Origin of the sequence: Streptomyces griseorubiginosus, assembly GCF_036345115.1 — a bacterium.
In the GTDB taxonomy this organism is placed as follows: domain Bacteria; phylum Actinomycetota; class Actinomycetes; order Streptomycetales; family Streptomycetaceae; genus Streptomyces; species Streptomyces griseorubiginosus_C.
The window spans coordinates 45,933-63,625 of record NZ_CP107767.1 but is presented as its reverse complement, the minus strand read 5'-3'; the positions used below and the strand labels follow the sequence as shown (position 1 = coordinate 63,625).

Annotated in this window: 11 protein-coding genes; 5 read left to right on the top strand and 6 right to left on the bottom strand. The window is 67.4% G+C overall.

Going from position 1 to position 17,693, the window contains the following annotated elements:
- Nucleotides 1-13: 13 nt before the first annotated feature.
- The 3 genes from OHN19_RS43620 to OHN19_RS43610 form a co-directional block, all read right to left on the bottom strand.
- Nucleotides 14-1,711 carry a hypothetical protein gene (locus OHN19_RS43620; RefSeq protein WP_330294147.1) on the bottom strand — a complete coding sequence of 566 codons (1,698 nt, stop codon included), beginning with the start codon at nucleotides 1,709-1,711 and terminating at the stop codon, nucleotides 14-16.
- A gap of 420 nt (nucleotides 1,712-2,131) precedes the next feature.
- A complete protein-coding gene (locus OHN19_RS43615; protein ID WP_330294146.1) occupies nucleotides 2,132-2,899 on the bottom strand; it encodes an ATP-dependent endonuclease in 768 nt (255 codons plus the stop codon).
- Nucleotides 2,848-4,065: an AAA family ATPase gene (locus OHN19_RS43610; RefSeq protein ID WP_330294145.1), complete on the bottom strand. Its 1,218-nt coding sequence runs from the start codon at nucleotides 4,063-4,065 to the stop codon at nucleotides 2,848-2,850. The genes OHN19_RS43615 and OHN19_RS43610 overlap by 52 nt, the downstream gene beginning before the upstream one ends.
- 248 nt (nucleotides 4,066-4,313) lie before the next feature.
- Here OHN19_RS43610 and OHN19_RS43605 point away from each other — a divergent pair, with 248 nt between their 5' ends.
- From OHN19_RS43605 to OHN19_RS43595, 3 genes are all read left to right on the top strand, one after another.
- Entirely contained in the window at nucleotides 4,314-6,350 is a 2,037-nt protein-coding gene (locus OHN19_RS43605; RefSeq protein WP_326569872.1) for an ATP-dependent nuclease, read from the top strand.
- Nucleotides 6,347-8,173 (top strand): ATP-dependent helicase, encoded by a 1,827-nt coding sequence (locus tag OHN19_RS43600; RefSeq protein ID WP_330294144.1) that lies wholly within the window; start codon nucleotides 6,347-6,349, stop codon nucleotides 8,171-8,173. The genes OHN19_RS43605 and OHN19_RS43600 overlap by 4 nt, the downstream gene beginning before the upstream one ends.
- Nucleotides 8,174-8,242: 69 nt before the next feature.
- Entirely contained in the window at nucleotides 8,243-9,214 is a 972-nt protein-coding gene (locus OHN19_RS43595) for an abortive infection family protein (RefSeq protein ID WP_330294143.1), read from the top strand.
- A 33-nt stretch (nucleotides 9,215-9,247) separates the two neighbouring features.
- On the opposite strand, the gene OHN19_RS43590 is transcribed toward OHN19_RS43595, so the two are convergent.
- Nucleotides 9,248-10,693, bottom strand: a complete 1,446-nt coding sequence (locus OHN19_RS43590) for a Helicase associated domain protein (RefSeq protein ID WP_419249719.1) — start codon at nucleotides 10,691-10,693, stop codon at nucleotides 9,248-9,250.
- A 550-nt stretch (nucleotides 10,694-11,243) separates the two neighbouring features.
- On the opposite strand from OHN19_RS43590, the gene istA reads away from it, so the two are divergent.
- Both istA and istB read left to right on the top strand, forming a co-directional pair.
- Nucleotides 11,244-12,803, top strand: a complete 1,560-nt coding sequence (istA, locus tag OHN19_RS43585; protein WP_330294182.1) for an IS21 family transposase — start codon at nucleotides 11,244-11,246, stop codon at nucleotides 12,801-12,803.
- 10 nt (nucleotides 12,804-12,813) lie between these two features.
- Entirely contained in the window at nucleotides 12,814-13,608 is a 795-nt protein-coding gene (gene istB, locus OHN19_RS43580) for an IS21-like element helper ATPase IstB (protein ID WP_330294142.1), read from the top strand.
- Between the two features lie 71 nt (nucleotides 13,609-13,679).
- On the opposite strand, the gene OHN19_RS43575 is transcribed toward istB, so the two are convergent.
- Both OHN19_RS43575 and OHN19_RS43570 read right to left on the bottom strand, forming a co-directional pair.
- Nucleotides 13,680-14,108 carry a hypothetical protein gene (locus OHN19_RS43575; protein ID WP_330294141.1) on the bottom strand — a complete coding sequence of 143 codons (429 nt, stop codon included), beginning with the start codon at nucleotides 14,106-14,108 and terminating at the stop codon, nucleotides 13,680-13,682.
- 313 nt (nucleotides 14,109-14,421) lie between these two features.
- Nucleotides 14,422-17,679 (bottom strand): helicase associated domain-containing protein, encoded by a 3,258-nt coding sequence (locus tag OHN19_RS43570; RefSeq protein ID WP_330294178.1) that lies wholly within the window; start codon nucleotides 17,677-17,679, stop codon nucleotides 14,422-14,424.
- Between the last annotated feature and the right edge of the window lie 14 nt (nucleotides 17,680-17,693).

The window sequence follows — 17,693 nt, the reverse complement described above, 5'->3', positions numbered from 1 at the left end:
GCAGCGCAGCAGGTCAGGCGGGCGGCAGGCCGGGGGATGCGGTACCGGCCTGCGGGCTGGAGGGGGTGCTGGGCTGGACGGTCGTCTGGTTGGTCTGGGCCACGGTGTGGCCGCCGGCGATGGAGCCGCTCTGCACGCCGCCGTTGATGATCACGCCAGTGTTGAAGACCTGGCTGACGCGGGCGGTGAACTCGTCGCTCTCCAGACCCTTGCGTTCCAGGAGGTCCTGGACGGATGAGATGAGGCGGTGCTCGACGGCTTTGACGTACCGCTCGATGTCCAGGCGCTGGAAGATGTTCTGCGGGCTTGGCTGTGCGACCTGCTCGCGCAGCGAGTTGATGTGCAGGGGAGGCGCGGGCACGTCCCAGCCTTCGGCCTGGGCCGCGCTGCGCTCTGCGGGCTCCGGCTCTTTCCCCCACATCAGGCGGAACCGGCGTGCGAGCTGCCACGCGTGGCGTGGCACGGCGAGCAGGATGTCGCGTGGGATGGCGCACAGCGCGCTGAGCACGCCGGCGTCGATAGTGCGGATCGACCAGCGGTACTTGTTCTGTACCGGGAGGAGGACCCGCACGGAGACCTCCAGGTACAGGATGTCGCCGTGCGTGGTGGCCCGCACGAAGGTGGTAGTGCTGAGGTCCTCCTCCCAACTGCCGACGCGGATGCCGAGCATGTGCCGGGCTTCCTCGTCCTCGTCGGCAAGGACGTCCCCGGGCGGCCGTTTGCCGATCAGCGCCGGGTGGCCCTGGGGTGCGAAGACGTAGTCCCGCATCGTGAGCTGCTGCAGGCGGGCGCCGGCTCTGGCCTCTCCGGCCCGGAACCGTTGCATGCCTTCACGGATGGCATCGATGACCTCGCTGTGGCTGAGCAGCGGTCCGCTGTCTTCGGGCGGCTTGACCAGCCGCAGACGCCCGGCCCCGGCATCCGGCGGTGCGGGGGGCTTCTGCCGCCGCAGCTGTGTGGCGAACGACCACGGCGGAAACTGCTCCAGCTCGTCGCCGGCACCGTAGAAGGCGTCGTCGGCGTACTCGACGTGGGTGACCTGCTCCAGCTGCGACAATCGGCGCAAGCCCCGGGCGGTGGACGTCTCGATCACGCCCCACAACCCCCGGGTCTCCGGTGGGCCGAGCCGCTTCGCGGTGCGAATCTCCTGCCAGCGCCGCCGGCGCACCCTGCGCTCGGCAGCCGCCACCACGCCCCACCCGGCTGGCAGCCCCACGAGCACCCACGTGCCGGCCGCCTGAGCGGCAACGGCCGGAGCCGACCACGCAGCAAGCCACGGCACCTGCCCACCCAGCCCGGACCATGCCGCGTAGACCAGCAACGCCGCATAGACGACAAGGGACAAGGCCACGATCACCGTCAGGGCCGGCACCGCCAACTGCCTCACACCCGACGGCTTCGGCACATGCAGGCGTAGCCGCTGCCGCCAGTAGCTCCGCAGGCACAGCGCCGTGCCAACGTAGACCACAAAGGCAGCTGACACCGGCTCCACCCACAACGCCACTGCCAGCACAGCCAGCGTCGCCAGTTCCCGCACCGCATCCAGCCGCTGCGCCCGGACGCAATGCCAGGCCACCGCTCCCGGATCCACCCCGTAAGCGGGCGGCAGGAAACGCTCGGTCGGCAGCGTCAGACGCTGCAGGATGCCGGCCCGGAACGACTCACGATGGTTGTAGGCGGCCGCGCACAGGAATCGGGTCACCCGGCTCACGCCGCTCCTAGACGGGTTCGTCCCTCCGACCGGCATGGCCGGATACGCTTCCAGGCTCTCTTCGGACAGCTCCCCACCCCTCACCCCCATGGCCACAGTGTCAGCCGCAGCCAGGCGGGAACCGTACCCGCGCCGGTGAGCCCCCTACACCTCCGCAGCCCAGGCCGTTACAAACAGCCCCCCTACTGATGCCATCCGCTGCCGGAGAACTTATGTCCCATGTGATGGCCACCACCGGCGGGCATGTCGATCTTGCCTTACTCACTGCAGTGGCACCCACTTCTGCCCCTCCACGAGCCCGCAGGGCTCGTCTCCCCGGGTCCGACCTGTCGGGGACCACGCTGGACCGCTGCCACCGCGGCTACAAAGCACTCATCAGGACCTCAGTAGCAGTGAAGACTCCGAGTGCACGCGGGGGCGTCAGTCGAGACCCAGGTGCGCGGCCACGTCCTTGTACAGCGCGGCTACCTCGGGTGGGGTTCCGTGGGGGTAGCGGGTAGCGAAGAGGGCGCCCACCCGCGGCTTGCTGGTGGTGTCCCTCTGGGCCTGGTCGAGGATCTGGGGGTCCAGGCGTCGCAGGTACGCCTCCAGTTCGCCGGACTTGCTGCGGTCGTCGCCGAACTGGTCGGCGAGGGTGAACACGCCTGCGGCTTTCCAGTAATCGGTCCAGGCGGTGAAGTCGTTTGCGTCGTCGGGAGGGTTGAGGGGGCGAAGCTGCTGCTTGGTTAGTTGTTTGGCGAGTGCGCTGGTGTTGCGGAGGGCTGGCCCGTCGGCGACGACTGCCCATGGGACACCGAAGGCGGATAGGTACTTGATGTAGCCGCCGAAGTTGTTCTGGCCTCCGACATCCAGCAGGGGGATGTTGGCCGCTTCCGGTCCCAGCTGGGTGTCGGTGTTCCACCATTGGCCCAGGGCGCCGGTCTCCGACGCGCCCTCGCAGAGGATTACCGCCCGGGCGAAAAGCAGGGCCCTGGTGTCAGCTGCGGCTAGGTTCTGGATCCAGCCAGCCAGGTCCGAGGCGGCCCTGGCCGGGGCGCGCCGGACAATGGTCGCTCCGTCCGGCCCGGGGGCTAGACGGACGATGCGCTTGAGATCGGCCTCCGTGACTACCGGGACCAGGTCCGCGCTGTGGGTGATCAGGAGGGCTTGTACGTCACGCAGGGCAGTTGTGGCGATGCGTCGCTGCATGGTCGGATGCAGTTGGACCGCCGGTTCGCTAGAACGATGACGCGGCCGGACCCACCTGCTGTCAGGGCCGCCAGCAAGACGACTTCCTGCAGTCCTGCTCCGCTGAACTCAGCACGGCGTTCACCACGGCCGGCGTCGATCACGACATCGATGGCCAGCCCGTCCGTCTCGGGGGATGCCTGGACTTCCAGGTGGGCCCCGGTGATGGTGTGAAAGATCTTCTGGGCTTTGCAAAAGCCCTCGCGTTGTTCACGCGTACCGTTCTTCAGTCTGTACAACTCGGCGGACACCTGGCTGCCGTCGCTCAGATCGAGCGCGCTCGCCAGTTCATTGAGGGAGAAGTTCCGGCGCGCGGGCAGGCGCCGATTGACGGTCACCGAGACGCCCGCGGCCCAGATCTTGCCGAGCACCGCGACGAAGGGTACGGAATGCTGCTCGGTCAGCTGCAGCGCTTGGGCAAGCGCGGTCATGGAGACGGGCCGAGGGCTGTACGCGTCGTTGAGCGTGGGCACGTTGAACATGACCGGCTGCTCAAGCCGGTCCAAGATGCGCGGGAAATCAACGAGTTCGGGCGGAGGGTCTTCGGTCACCTGCTCCATGGCGACGGTCTTCCAGCCCTGGGCTGCCCCGGGGCGGAGCTGCTCCGGCCAGGGGCCCTCCAACTGGATATGGAAGGGGTCCCCGCCGTAGATGAACTGCCAGGCGCAGGACCAGCCACTGCGTCTGTGTGAGTCGAAGTCCAACCGCAGTGTGCCTTGGAACAGTGCGGCCACTGAGTCCCCGGTGATGCGGGTTTCGGCGGCCTCCTCCACCTCGGCAGTGCTGGGGCCCATCCCGTCGTACTTCTTGCAGGCGACGCTGATGTACGAGGCCTTCACGAAGTCCGTGACCAGCTTCTGTTCCCATGGCTGGTCCATTTCGAAGGAGACCGTCAACGTGAAGGTGGGGGCCCCGTGGTGGCCGGCCTGCTCGTACAGGGAGAGCAGGTCGCGCTGCTTCGGCTCGAGGTGGCGATTCAGGACCGCGGATACAGCGCTAAGTACCTGGCACAGGTTCGACTTGCCCGCAGCGTTGGGGCCGGTGACCACGGTCAGGCCCTGGTCCAAGTCCAAGTCGAACTCGGCAAACGACAAGAAGCCTTGTGCCGTGATCCTGCTGATCCTCACTCTGTGCCCCCACCATTGGCTGCGCGCTCGCGATGATCCTTCCAGAATCCGCGGCGTTAGGATGCCGCCGCGTGGACCTCGGCCTGAGGCAGCCCATACCCCTGCGGGCGTGGTGCCAGTTCGAAACAGCATCACCGGACCGGACCATCAGGGGCGAGACAGGGGCGGTACCTAACGCCCCGGATTTGCTGGTTTGTGCCTTGTGGTTCGACCACCCCTTGTAGTGTTCGCCGGGAGATAAGGGGTGGATGTTGTATCTGGGGCGGGTCAGGGCTAAGGGTTTCAAGTCGTTGTTGAGTGCGGATGTTCCGCTGCGGCAGGGTGTCACGGTGGTGGTGGGGGAGAATAATGCCGGCAAGTCGAATCTCATCGATGCGCTCCGGCTGCTGACCGATCCGCTTGATGGGCGGCGCAGCAGATGGTGGGAGGCCGAGGACGTTCACCCGTGGGCCGAGGCCGGGGCAGAGCTCACTGCGGTCTACGGCGGCATGGAAGCTGCCGAGGCTGCCACACACCTGCAGGCGTTGGTGCCCGCAGCGGACGAGCCTGGCCTGCTGGGTGGCCACCGCGCCCGTTACACCGTTCAGTTTGCGCGCCCTGCCGCCGACACCCGGCCGCAGCGACCGGTGTGGTCAGCCGGCCGGCTCCTGGATGACCCGGAACCTGAGGCGCGCCGTACGATCCGGCATGTCTACCTGCCCCCCATGCGCAACGCCCAACAGGAACTGGCCTCAAGCGCCGGTAACCGGCTGCGATTGATCCTTGCCGCGGAATTGGGCGCCGAAGAGGCCATCAAGGAGTTCGAGAAGGAGCAGGCCGAGCACTTCCGTGGCCTGGAGCAGCACGACAAGATCGAGGCCACCCGTAAGCGCATCAACGATCCCCTCGCCTTGCTCACAGCCGGCGCGCACCCCCAGCACATGGGACTGTCGTTCGCCGACCCCACCCTGGTGTCGATCGCCCGGGCACTGCGCACGCGTATGGGCGATGAAGGCCTGGCGGTCGAGGACATCGCCCGCTCCGGCCTCGGTTACGCCAACCTGCTCTACATCGCCACCGTGCTGGCCGAACTTGAAGCGGCCCGCGGCGCCGACCTCACGCTGTTTCTGGTCGAGGAGCCCGAGGCCCATCTCCATCCCCAGCTGCAGAACCTGTTGCTTGACCATCTCAAGACCCAGGCCCTGCAATCACAGCAGGCGCGCCCGGAAGCCGAGGGAACCCCGCTCGGCCGGATCCAGGTCGTGATCACCACACACTCCCCGGTGCTGGCCGCGGCCACCACGGTCAAGGACCTGGTGGTCCTCAAACGATGTCGCACACCCAACCCGAAGCCAGCAGCACCAGCCACCGTGCCGGCGCAAGCGGATGCGGGAGTGCTCGCGCCCTCCAGTCCGCAAGCCGCGAACCAAGGTGACAGCGGCGTCCCGACGCCGCCTGCAGCCTTTGCGTTTACGACTGCTGCTGTACCGGTAGCAGCGATTCCCTTCGCCAAGCACGAACCGGCCAAGCTCGACCGCTACCTCGACATCACCAAGAGCGCCATGCTCTTCGGCACCCGGGTGGTCCTGGTGGAGGGCCTGGCCGAGGCCCTGCTGATGCCGGCCTTCGCCAACATCGTCCTGGGCGCCATCGCGGACGAGGCCGACCGCAGACGAGCCAAGGCCGTGTTCCGCGGAAGCTGCATCGTCGCCGTCGACGGAGTGGACTTCAAGCCCTACATGCGCGCGCTGCTCGCCGACGTGGACGGCGTCCGGATCGCCGATCGCGTCGTTCTCATCACTGACCAGGATCCCCGCAAGAGGAAAAGCGCCCAGGACTCCGACGACGACGAGTCCACCGAGGAGACCGCGGCCAGCGAGCCAGAGGCCGCCGATCCTGCGAGCGACGACGAGGCCCTCGAGGTCGGCTTCAACCGCGCGACCTACCTGGCACGACACCTGCAGGAGTGGGACGTGCCGTCCAGCGCCTTCCACATCGCGGAGAGCAAGCCGACCCTCGAACCGGAACTGATGCGGGCCGAGAACCACGACCTGCTCGCCGAGGTCTTCTTCGACCTCCGCCCCAGATCCCAGCACCACTGGAAGCCGGTACAGGACGCCACCACTCCACAAGAGCAGGCAGCTGCGTTCGGGAACCTGTTCACCTCCCAGATCAAGCTGCCGAAGGGCGACTACGCCTACCGCCTCGCCGAGCGCCTCAGCGAAAAGCCCGACGGCTTTGTGGTGCCCGACCACCTGGCCACAGCCATCCGCTGGATCGCAGGAGTGGACGAGAACGCCGCATGACCAACCTCGAGGCTCAGCGCAACCACGCCCTCCACCAACAGCAACAGGCCGTCCACGCCGCGGCCCCCGTCTTCGTCCGCGCGTGCCCGGGAGCAGGCAAAACCCGGATTCTAGTGGACCGCCACTGCCTCACCCCACCCGGCCCGCGACGCGCCGGCCGTGCCCTGATCTCCTTCACCAACGTCGCCGCCGACGAACTACGCGAGCGTTGCTCCGGCAACCGCCCCGACCTGACGTCCTTTCCCCACTACATCGGGACCTTCGACAGTTTCCTGTGGCGCTACCTGGTCCGTCCCTTCCTCCCGGCCACGCCGCCGTGGCAGCACGTGCTGTCCTGGGACCAGGTCCCCTCAGCCGTCGTCGGCTGGGGCAAGCGCAAGGTACCCTTGTCGGCCTTCAAGTTCACCTACGACCCTTCCACCCGGCAGACGCTCGTCACCTGGCCCAAACCGGACAAGTACCTCCACAACGCCGCCATGACGGCGGAGGACTTCATCGTCCAAGCGGAAAAGAAGCAGGAGTTCCTCTGGCAGACCCGCGGCTACATGACCGGTCACGAACTCCGCATCGCTGCACTCGACCACGTCAGAAACCCCGCCGTCACCGACCTGCTTCGCGAGCGCTTCTTCGAAATCGTCGTCGACGAGGCCCAGGACTGCTCCGCACTCGACCTCGCCATCCTCGGCCACCTGCACGGTGCCGACATCCCTCTGGTCATCGTCGCCGACACCGACCAGGGCATCTACGAGTGGAACGACGCCCGCCCGACGGACCTCCACACCCTCACCAGCGCCATCAACAACGACCTTGAACTGAACGGCAACTGGCGCAGCAGCCCACCCATCTGCGAACTTGCCGCAACCTTGCGCCCGGCCCCACGACAGACACCGGACCTGTGCGTGGGGGAGCACCACGCCCACACCACCCCAGTCCTCCTGCTGCCCTACGGCAGCAACCGCAAGAACCCCTCCGGGCTCCCTGACGCCCAAGCAGCCAGCGAGGCGTTCCTGGACAGGGCCGCGGAGGAGGGCATCGACGCCGCTGACTGCCTGGCCGTGGCCTACCGCAACAGCGCCATCCCCAAGGCCCGCTCCAAGCCTGCCCCTCACCTGCCCAAGGAACCGAGCACCATCGCCCTGGCCTGGTGTGCCGCTGTCTTCGCATCAGACGACGCGACCTCCACCGCCCGCGCCCACGCGCTGGCCATGGCAACCACATTTCTGAGCGCGTACTGGTATCCCGAAGCAGACGGCCCGGTCGCGGAAACCCTCGCCCAGCGCGACATCCCGGCCGGGCTGATGCGTAGGCGCGCGGGAATGCTGCTGTCTCAACTACCCCCGGTGGACACCTCGCCCGCCAGAATCTGGCGCAGCCAAGCACGAGCAGTACTGAAGGCCCAACTGCCCACTCCTGGCACCGAACTCGCCACCCCTACAGCTCCATACCTGGCCAATGCCGACCTGGACAAGCCCATCCGCTCCCTGATCGGCCTGCTGGACACACCCGACGACGAAGCGACGCCGACCACGATGCGCAGCTCCTCCGTCCATCAAGCCAAAGGCAGCGAAGCCGAAGCAGTCCTCATCCACCTTTCCCGCCCCCAGGACGTCACCGACCTCCTCGAAGCCTGGGCGAACCCGCTCCACCACACCCAAACCAACGAGATGCTCCGCGTCTACTACGTTGCCATCACCCGCGCCCGGAAACTGCTGACGATCGCCTACCCCTACTCCAAGCACGCCGAAGTGAGCTCTCATCTGGACGAATTGAAGATCACGTATCAGACCTTCGCTCCATGGGGGACTCGGCATACCTCGGCTTAGGCGGAGATTTGGTGACAGCTCTGGTGAAAACCTGCGGCGGCGACAGGGCAAGCCCACGATGATTAGCCGATGACTACGCCTGCTGAAGATCGACCGGGCCCGGGGCACCGGATCACACGGGTGACCCGTCGTGATCTCTTCGACTACATCAGAACCTCGGGCTTGGCCTGGCATGGGCGCTTGGACGAGATTGCCTTCCTCTCACGGTTGTACGACCTAGATGCCCTGCCGTCGGAGGACTACCGCTTCAGCACTGCCCGCGAGGATATCCAGCAACATCGTTACAGGAACCCTTACGACTGGTCTGAGGAGTGGGTACTTACCGATGCCCGCTTCGAGCTAGACGGGGGTCCCGACGAGAAGCTCCTGGGCTTCCTGTCGCAGATGGTGCACCCAGTGGTGCGCGCTACTCCAGAACACGCTGAGACTATGGTCTCCGCGTTCAACGAGATCCTTCGGCGTGATGGATGGGTTCTTGAGCCGCAGGGGAGCATGTCTGGACGCCCGGTCTATGCAGCCACGCTGCTGGGCGGCCTCCCCAACAGCGCGATCAGCCACGCGCATGCTGCAGCCACCCGCCTGGACGCGGAGTACATTGCGCAACAGGTCACGCGCATGGAAGCGGCGATCTCTGCGGAGCCCGAACTTGCGATCGGGACGGCAAAGGAGTTCATCGAAAGCATTTGCAAGACGATCCTCGATGAACAGCAGGAACCCCACGCCAAGAGCGACGACGTTCTAGTTTTGGTCCGCAAGACGACCAAGTGTCTGCATCTTCAACCAGGCCAGCTTGATGCCTCTGCCCCCGCAGCAGACACGCTCAAGCGAATGATGATGAACCTGGCTCAACTCGTTCAGGGCGCCGCCGAGCTGCGTAACGCCTACGGTACGGGGCACGGCAAATCCAAAGCACAGGCCAACCAACGCCTTACGTCGCGCCACGCTCGCCTGGCAGTTGGCGCAGCATCGACACTAGGCGTCTTCCTCTACGAGACACACGAAGAGGGTGGCGCCGACACCGCGGCCGGACCTGGCCTGTGACGTCACTCATCAACCGAGGAGGGAGGACTCACGCTAAACCCAGCGCATGCCGAGTGCGGTGAGCTCTGCGATCCGCTCAGGGGCGAGGCTGGCACGGCGGCCGCGTTGGTTGGCGATGAAGATGCCGAGGGTGTGATCGGTGCCGTCGACTTCCTCGACGTGGGATCGGGGAACGTTGAGGTGTCCCTCCCGTTCGGCGTATTGACGGGCGGCGGTGAGGTTGGCGGCCCAGATCTGCGCCCGGGTGCGCTTCGGCCTCGGCGCCCCTGAGCCTGGTGCCTGCTTGTCCTCAGATGTGGTGAAGCCGAGGATCTCGGTCAGGAGCCATTGCTGGACCGCGCTGAGGGTGCCCCATTGGGTTTGCTGGGCTTGGACCCAGCGGCCGATGTCTTCGCCTTGGATGATGAGCTGACCATCGTGATCGGGTAGTGCGCCGCCGGCGGTGCGGTAGGTGCGGGTGAGGTGGAAGCAGCGTTGCCACACCACCGGCCACGCGGGGCACCAGGCGGGATCGATCTCTTCCAGTGCCCGCCGCCGCTCCCGGTCCAGCCCCGCAGCCTTCCCAGCACCGGCTGTACTGCTGCTGCGGCGGGCTGCTGCGCGCTGGTTCTTCAGCCACTGCCCGAGGGGATAGCCCTGCCAGGTGGCGTCGGTGGGCGCGAGAAGGTGGCCGTGTTCGGCAGCCCAACCTCGTGCCGCGGCCAGGCCTTCGGTGAAGGCCACGTCGGCGTGGCTCCAGATCATGCCGAGCTCGTCGAGTTGCTGGACGCGTTCGGTGTCGAGGCGGCCGCGGGTGTGGGCCTGGCGCTGGGTGGCGATCCACACGCCTAGGGGGAAGCCGTCGGGTGTGCGGTGTCCGTAGGGGACGCGCAGGTCGCCGTGGTCGCTGTGGTAGGCGAGGGCGGCTTGCAGGCCGCGCCGCCAGAACTCGGTCTCCGGCTTCAGCACTCGCAGGCTGATGAACGCCGCCAGCTGTGCGGGGTCCCGCGGGGTGGAGAACGACAGCAGCCCACCTGCTGGCGCACTGACCGCTCCTACCGCGCCCTGTCCTCCACCGTCTGCGACCGCAGTCGGCTTCCGCCGGGATGCCGCCTGTGGGGTGGCCAGCTGTTCGACGGCCTCGGTGTCATGCGCGCGCAGCGCGGTCAGGACCTTGATGAGGCCTTCGTAGGAGCGGGAGGAGAGCATGTCGTCGGGTTCTTCGCCGGGGCTGAGGAAGACGGGTACGACCAGGGAGGCCGTCTTGCCTTCGCCTGGCTGCATGCGCAGGGCCCGGCCGACGACCTGGACGATGTCGACCGTGGACCCGAGCACGTCTGCGAAGACCACCGCATCGCAATTCTTGGTGTCCACGCCCTCACCGAGCACCCGCACCGAGGCCAGCACGCAGCGCTCCATCACCGCCCCCTCCGCGGTGGCACCTGCGGTGAACTCGCTCAGTACCTGACGCCGGTGAGCGGGCTTGTGCTCCCCATACAGCCACTGCGCCCAGACCGAGCCTGGCTCCGGGTACGCCTCGGGGTCGCTCTCCCACAGGGCTTTGGCTACGGCCGGCAGGCCGTTGGCGAAGGCCTCGGCTTCGCTTGTGCGGTAGTGAAAAGTCAGCAGGCGCCGCAGCCGGTGCTCGGCTCCGGTCTTGAGTACGGCGGTCTGCAGCGCGGCCAGGCGGGCTCCGCGGACGGTATCGGTGCGGGCGTCTTGGCCGATCAGCTGGGCTGCCTGCAGTTGCGGGTCGGCTGTCCCCGCCCAGTGATCATGCGCATGTGGTGGGCGTCTGAGCTGGGTTGATCAGATAGCTGGTTGGTGCTGGTGGGTCTGTCATCTGACTTTGTCGGCGAGTTACGAGAACGCCTGTAACTCAACCACGGGAACGCCCTCTTCCACTGAAGAGTGATGTTGCTGAGTTTCGAGAACACCCCGGTACTTGATTCGGGACCCTGATTGTGCTCTGCACGACGAGGGGGCCCGGGTGCTGCCGAACTCCAAGGTCGATCTGTACGCGGCGATCCGCCGTGATGCCAGGACTGGCATGTCGCTGCGGGCGCTCAAGCGGAAGTACGGTGTCGGCTACAAAACCGTGCAGAGGGCTCTGGTGTCGGCGGTGCCGGAGCCGCGGAAGAAGATGCGGCCGCGTGAAACGCGGCTGGACCCCTACAAGCCGGTGATCGACGCCATCCTCACGGTGGATCTGACCGCGCCGAGGAAGCAGCGGCACACAGTCAAACGGATCTACGACCGGCTGCTGGACGAGCACGACGCCGTCGACATCTCCTACCAGATGGTCCGCGGATACGTGGCTGTCCGCCGTGAGGAGATCCGCCTGCAGGCTGGCAAAGGAGTCGTGGACGCCTTCGTCCCGCAGACCCACAAGCCTGGGGCCGAGGCTGAAGTCGACTTCGGCGACGTCACGGTGAAGCTGGCCGGCGAGCTGGTGACCTGCTACTTGTTCGCGTTCCGGTTGTCGTACTCGGGCAAGGCCGTCCACCGCATCTTCGCCTCGGCGGGCCAGGAGGCGTTCTTCGAGGGCCACGTCCACGCTCTCAACGTGCTGGGCGGGGTGCCAACCGGAAAGGTCCGCTATGACAACCTTAGGGCCGCCGTCGCCCAGGTGTTGGGCCTCTCACGGCGTCGGGTGGAAGCCGAACGCTGGACTGCCTTCCGCTCGCACTACGGGCTGGAAGCCTTCTACTGCCAGCCCGGCATCGGAGGGGCCCACGAGAAGGGCGGAGTCGAGGGCCAGATCGGCTGGTTCCGCCGCAATCACCTGGTCCCCGTTCCCGAAGTCGAGACGCTCGCCGAGCTCAACGCGATGATCGACCGGTGGGACCAGGAGGACGACATCCGCCGCATCCGGTCCCGTCCCCGCACCATCGGCGAGTACTTCGCGGCCGAGCAGCCGCTGCTGGTGCCCCTGCCGGAGGAGCCGTTCGAGACGGGCCGGCTCTCCACCCCGCGGGTCGACCGCTACGGCCAGATCTGTGTCCGGATGAACCGCTACTCCGTGCCCGTCCGCCTGATTGGGCGGACTGTCCGCGTTATGCTGCACGCCTCTGAGCTGGTGGTTTACGACGGCCGCGAGGAAGTCGCCCGGCACGAACGGCTCATCGCCCGCGGCGCGACCCGCCTCGAACTCGACCACTACCTGGAGGCCCTGATCCGCAAACCGGGCGCCCTGCCTGGCGCCACCGCCCTCGACCAGGCCCGTGCCGCCGGCCGCTTCACCCCCATCCACGACGCCTGGTGGCAGGCTGCCGTGAAGTCCCACGGCGAACGCGAGGGCACCCGGGCCCTGATCGAAGTCCTTCTCCTCAGCCGTCACCTGCCCCACGAACACCTGATCACCGGCCTCGCCGCAGCACTGAAATCTGGGGCGTTGACCGCGGACGCCGTCGCCTTGGAGGCCCGCAAAGCGGCCGACGCCGAGCCCGAAGATCCGCCGCTGCCAGTCCTTCCAGGGAGCCGGCCCGGAATCGCTCCACTGCCCGCTGCCGTTCGGGCCCGTCTGCCGCCTGACAAACGCCCGCTGCCTTCCGTGGCCCACTACGACCAGCTTCTGCGGCTCCGCCGATCCGACCGCCCTACCCCTTGAGGAGAACGCCGTGTCCCTTCTCCGCCAGCGAGGACTCACCGAACAGGCCGCCACCACCGCCGTCGATCAGGCATGCAGGATGCTGCGGCTGCCCACCATCCGATCCCAGTTCCCCGAGCTCGCCGAGAAGGCCGAACGCGAGCAAATGTCCTACCTTGGCTTCCTCGCCGAGCTCCTCCTCGCAGAGTGCGACGACCGGGCACGCCGACGCTCCGAACGGCGTATCAAGGCCGCTGGGTTCCCCCGCGACAAGGCGCTCCGCAAGTTCGACTTCGACGCCAACCCCAACATCGACGCAGCCATGATCCACACCCTCGCCAAGTGCGAATGGATCAAAAAGGGTCTGCCGCTCTGCCTGATCGGTGACTCCGGCACCGGCAAGTCCCACCTGCTGATCGCTCTCGGCACCGAGGCCGCGATGGCCGGCTACCGGGTCAAGTACGTGCTGGCGACGAAACTGGTCAACGAGCTCGTCGAGGCTGCGGACGAGAAGCAGCTGACCAAGACCATCGCCCGCTACGGCCGCGTCGATCTTTTGTGCATCGACGAGCTCGGCTACATGGAACTCGACCGCCGCGGCGCCGAACTCCTCTTCCAGGTTCTGACCGAGCGGGAGGAGAAGAACAGCGTGGCGATCGCCTCGAACGAATCCTTCGGCGGCTGGACCAAGACGTTCACCGACCCCCGCCTCTGCGCGGCCATCGTCGACCGACTCACCTTCAACGGCACCATCATCGAGACCGGCACCGATTCCTACCGCCTCGCCACCACCCGTGCCCGCGCCGAGCAGCAGAGCATCAGCTGAGACCAGTTCCCCGGACGATTCTCAGCCGGGCTGAGGCGGATGCCCCCGGAGCAGGAAGAGTGGGCCTGCCGTTAGGCCGAACGGCAGGACTCGCAGACGTGGCTGTCGATCGCGGTCACCAGGTTGCGCCCCGCGGCTTGGACGGCGGCGTCCGCGTCACGAGCCAGCACGTCGGCCGTGCTCCTGCCGTCGAGCACGGCTCGGTGAGCTGCGTGCTGCACCGTGATCTGAGGAGGATTGGCGTGTTCCAGGATCGTCTGCAGCAACTCGATCACGCCCGACCGATTGGTGACGGAGTCGGTCACCGCGAGATCCCACAGAAACGGAACCGCCTCGACGGTCGCGTCGAAGACAGCCAGCTCGCCAAGCCACAGGCCAAGATCACTCAGTGCTGAAGCACTCGTCCGGGCGTCACCCCACGCCACCCGGGACAGCCGGCCCGGAACCTCTTCCGCTGATCCATACGCATGCGTCAACTCATGCCACCGAACACGGCTCATGCCCTTGAGTATCGTCCCCACCACGCACTCCAGTTCTACTGCTGCCCTGTGACGCCAAGCACCCCATTTCACCTCAGGGACCGAATCGACCGCGAGGCTGCCCCGGCACGCGGAAGAGGCGTTCTCAGAACTCACCAACATTCCAAGCACCACCGACGAGCTGACGGTCTCCAGACTCGGCTACAAGCGTTCCTCGTTCTCACCTACGTAGCCAGTCATCGGTGGCCGCTTGTGGTTGTAGACGGGTGCCGGGGGTTCTGACGTGGTGTTTTTTTGTTGTGTGTGATGGCCGTTCAGGTTTTTTGGTTGCTGGTCACTTTGGCTGGGTCGCTGGTAGGTGCTTGTTCGTGGGGTTGAGGCCGCTGGTGGTCAGGAGTGTGCGTTGGTCGGGGTGGAGCATGGGCCAGTTTGTGTGCTGGGTGGTCAGCCAGTGGCGTTGACTTGCTGACGGGCGCTGGTGTTCGGCCAGGGTGGAAAGGAGCCCGGTGTACATGTGCTGCCAGCTGATTCTCCAGGGTGGGTTCCACCAAGGGTCGAGTGCTGCGAGTGCGTGTGCGTGGGGCCAGGGCCGACCGGTGCGGCGGGTGTGGGCGTTGGCGCGTTTGCGTTGTTCGTACAGCCACCAGCCCAGGGGGAACCCGTCGTGTTCGGTGTCGTAGTGGGCGGTGCCGAGGCCGTCATGCGTTTGTGCGTAGGTGCGGGCGTAGGGCAGGCCGCCGTCGATGGATGACGAGACGGTGGTGGGGCGTGGGCGGCTGGTGCCGGCCCGGGGGCGGGTGCGTGTTTCCTGCTGCGGGCGGGCGGCGCGGGCGTCCTGGGCGGTGATACCGAGGCCGGTGAGGAGCTCACGCTGGCCCGGGTGGAGGTCGTCGTAGTTGATGCACTGGGTGAGCAGCCACCGGGTGGCGTCTGGGGGGAGTCCGGGGAAGCCTGATTGCGCGTTCAGAGCGTGCCCGCGCGTCTCGGTTCTGACGGCGTGGTAGGTGGTCTGCCATGGCAGACCCCAGGGAGGGTTCCAGCAGGGGTCGAGGGCGTTGAGTGCTTCGGCACGGCTGTGGGGGAGTGTGCCGTTAGCGGCTCGTTGGCGTTTGTCGGCGAGCCATGTCCCCAGCCGGTAGCCGTGGTGGCTCTCGGTCTTGGGTACGGCGAGGTGTCCGTGCTGGGCGGCGTAGGAGCGGGCGTGATCCAGGCCGGTGTCGAATTGCGCTTGCTGGGTGACGCGGCGGGGGCGTGCGGTGCGGGCGGTTTCGGCGGTGATGCCGAGTTGCGTGAGCCTGTGCTGCTGTCCGGGGTGGAGGCGTTGGTAGGCGGTGCACTGGGTGTAGAGCCATTGCCCGGTCCAGTCGGGGGTGCCGGGGAATCCTTGCTCGGGGAGGAGGGTGAGGCCGTTTTCGGCGAGTGTGCGGGCGGCGCGGTGGTTGATCTGCCAGTCCCCGTTCCACGGGGGGTTCCACCAGGGGTCGATGGCAGCCAGGAGCGGGTCGGCCGGGTAGGGCGCGGTGAACTTGTCGGCGTGGAGGTTGGCCTGGTGCCGCTGGCGGGCCAGCCAGCCTCCGACGGGGAAACCGTCCTGCCGGTCGGAGGGTGATGCGTTGAGGTCGCCGTGCTGGGCGGCGTAGGAGCGGGCGTAGTGGAGCCCGGTTTCCAGGGACGGCTTCTGGGCGGCGGGGTTGGGGCGTGCGGTAGCGGCGGTCTGCAAGGTCAGACCGAGGGCCGCGAGCTGTTTGCGCTGTTCCACGGCCAGGCCCCGGTAGCCGACACATTGGGTGTAGAGCCATTGACCGAGTTCGTCGTCGAAGGAGGTGAAGGCGTTTTCGGGGTCGAGGGTGTGACCGGATCGGACGAGGCCGCGCACCCTGTAGCAGGCCCGTTGCCAGTCGGAGGGCCAGGGTGGTGCCCACCACGGGTCCATCGCGTCGAGTTGTTGTGCGACAGCGAGGTCAAGAATGCCGCGTCTGGCCCGTACGCGGAGGTTGGCCAGCCATTGGCCGATCGGGAAGCCGGTGTGTGTATCGGCAGCGCTGGCGCACAGGTGCCCTTGCTGCTTCCAGTAGGCGCGTGCGTGGTCGAGGCCCTGGTCACGGGCTTCGGCGAGGTTGCGGTGGCGCGGCCGTGCGTGGCGGGCGGTTTCGGTGGTGAGGCCGATCTGGGCCAGCAGCTTGCGCTGCTGGGGGTGGAGGCTGTCGTAGGCCTGGCACTGCCGGTACAGCCAGGTGCCGAGATTCTCGCTGGTGCCGGGGAAGCCCTGCTCGGGTCGGAGGGTGGTCCCTGAGCCCAGCAGCTGTCGTGCGCGCAGGTAGATGCGCTGCCACAGGGTGCTCCACGGCGGGTTCCACCACGGGTCGAGGTCGGACAGAGCCTGGCTGCGCTCGGGGGAGAGCTGGGGGCCCGCGGCGCGCTGGTTGCCCAGCCACAGGCCAAGGAGGAACCCGTCCTTTTCGTGCTTGGAGGGGACGCAGAGGTGGCCGTGCTCGGCGGCGTAGGTGCGGGCGTGGCGCAGGCCGCGCGCGAACCCTTCGGCGGCAGCCTCGGTATCCGCTGCCGACAGTGGTTGCGGCTTCGGCGTCGGTTGGTTCCCGGGCCGGCTTTCGGTCAGGAGCCGGGAGACCGGTGCGGGCCGGTGGGGCGTGGAGACGTGCCACATGCTGCGTGTCTTCGGCTTTTGTCCGGCCTGGGTACGGATACAGGCGCGTACCCAGGCGTTGAGCGGGCCCGTGGTGAGGGCACCGAGGCGATCGGCGAGCCATGGCCGCTGAAGGCGCTGGGCCAGTTCACTGGGGAAGCCGGGGACGTCGGCCAGCGCGTGCGGCTGGTGAGTTCCGGCGTCAGCGAGCAACTGCGCCTGCACGCCCGGGTCGGCCAGGAGCGCGGTCAGGGTGACGGCTTCGGGGTAGGTCACCGCGTCCCGCGCCGCACCGCGCCATGCGGCGTCGGTGTTGTGGGTCATCTGCCGCAGCCGCTCGGGCCAGGCGGTTTCCTCCGGCCAGGGCTTGTCCCACCACGACGCCAGGACCGCTTGCGCCGTGGTGAAGGCCTCGGCGGTGTGCGGGTAGCGGCGCAGCAGGCGCACGTGACGGCGCTGAGCCGCCACGATCTGCGGCACATTCCGCAGGTCCAGCTGCCCGGGCACCGCTGTCGCTTCGTCAACGACGGGTGTTTCCAACATCCAGCATCGGTGCGTGGGGCAGACCCGGCCGTGCGGGAGGAGGTAGCGGCGCGCTGTCCCTGCTCCCTTTGTGGCGGTCGCGGTGCAGGCCCGGCATCCGGGGCCGGTCGGCGCGATCGTGTCGGCGGTGCGGATCCAGGCGGCCGGCCCACTCCCGGGCTTGCCTGTGGGCAGATCGGTGTCCCAGGTCGGCAGGGCGTGGCGTAGGTGTTCTTCGGGCACGCGGCAGAACGCGGCGAGCACTGCTCGGGCCTCGGTGTTGAAGATCACTTCGCTGTCGGGTCGCACTGTGTACAGGTTGGGGCGGCGCTTGGCGTCGATGAGCGCGCCGACGAGCTCTTTGGCGGTGAGCCGGTAGCGGGAGGCGACGCGGCCGACGAATGACAGCGTTACCTCGCCGCTCAAGGGCGCTACCCGCA

Bases quoted from the DNA above. Each gene is read 5' to 3' on its own strand.
- OHN19_RS43615 (WP_330294146.1), bottom strand. From the start codon at position 2,899: ATGCAGCGACGCATCGCCACAACTGCCCTGCGTGACGTACAAGCCCTC.
- OHN19_RS43605 (WP_326569872.1), top strand. From the start codon at position 4,314: ATGTTGTATCTGGGGCGGGTCAGGGCTAAGGGTTTCAAGTCGTTGTTG.
- OHN19_RS43600 (WP_330294144.1), top strand. From the start codon at position 6,347: ATGACCAACCTCGAGGCTCAGCGCAACCACGCCCTCCACCAACAGCAA.
- OHN19_RS43595 (WP_330294143.1), top strand. From the start codon at position 8,243: ATGACTACGCCTGCTGAAGATCGACCGGGCCCGGGGCACCGGATCACA.
- istA (WP_330294182.1), top strand. From the start codon at position 11,244: ATGTCGCTGCGGGCGCTCAAGCGGAAGTACGGTGTCGGCTACAAAACC.
- OHN19_RS43575 (WP_330294141.1), bottom strand. From the start codon at position 14,108: ATGAGCCGTGTTCGGTGGCATGAGTTGACGCATGCGTATGGATCAGCG.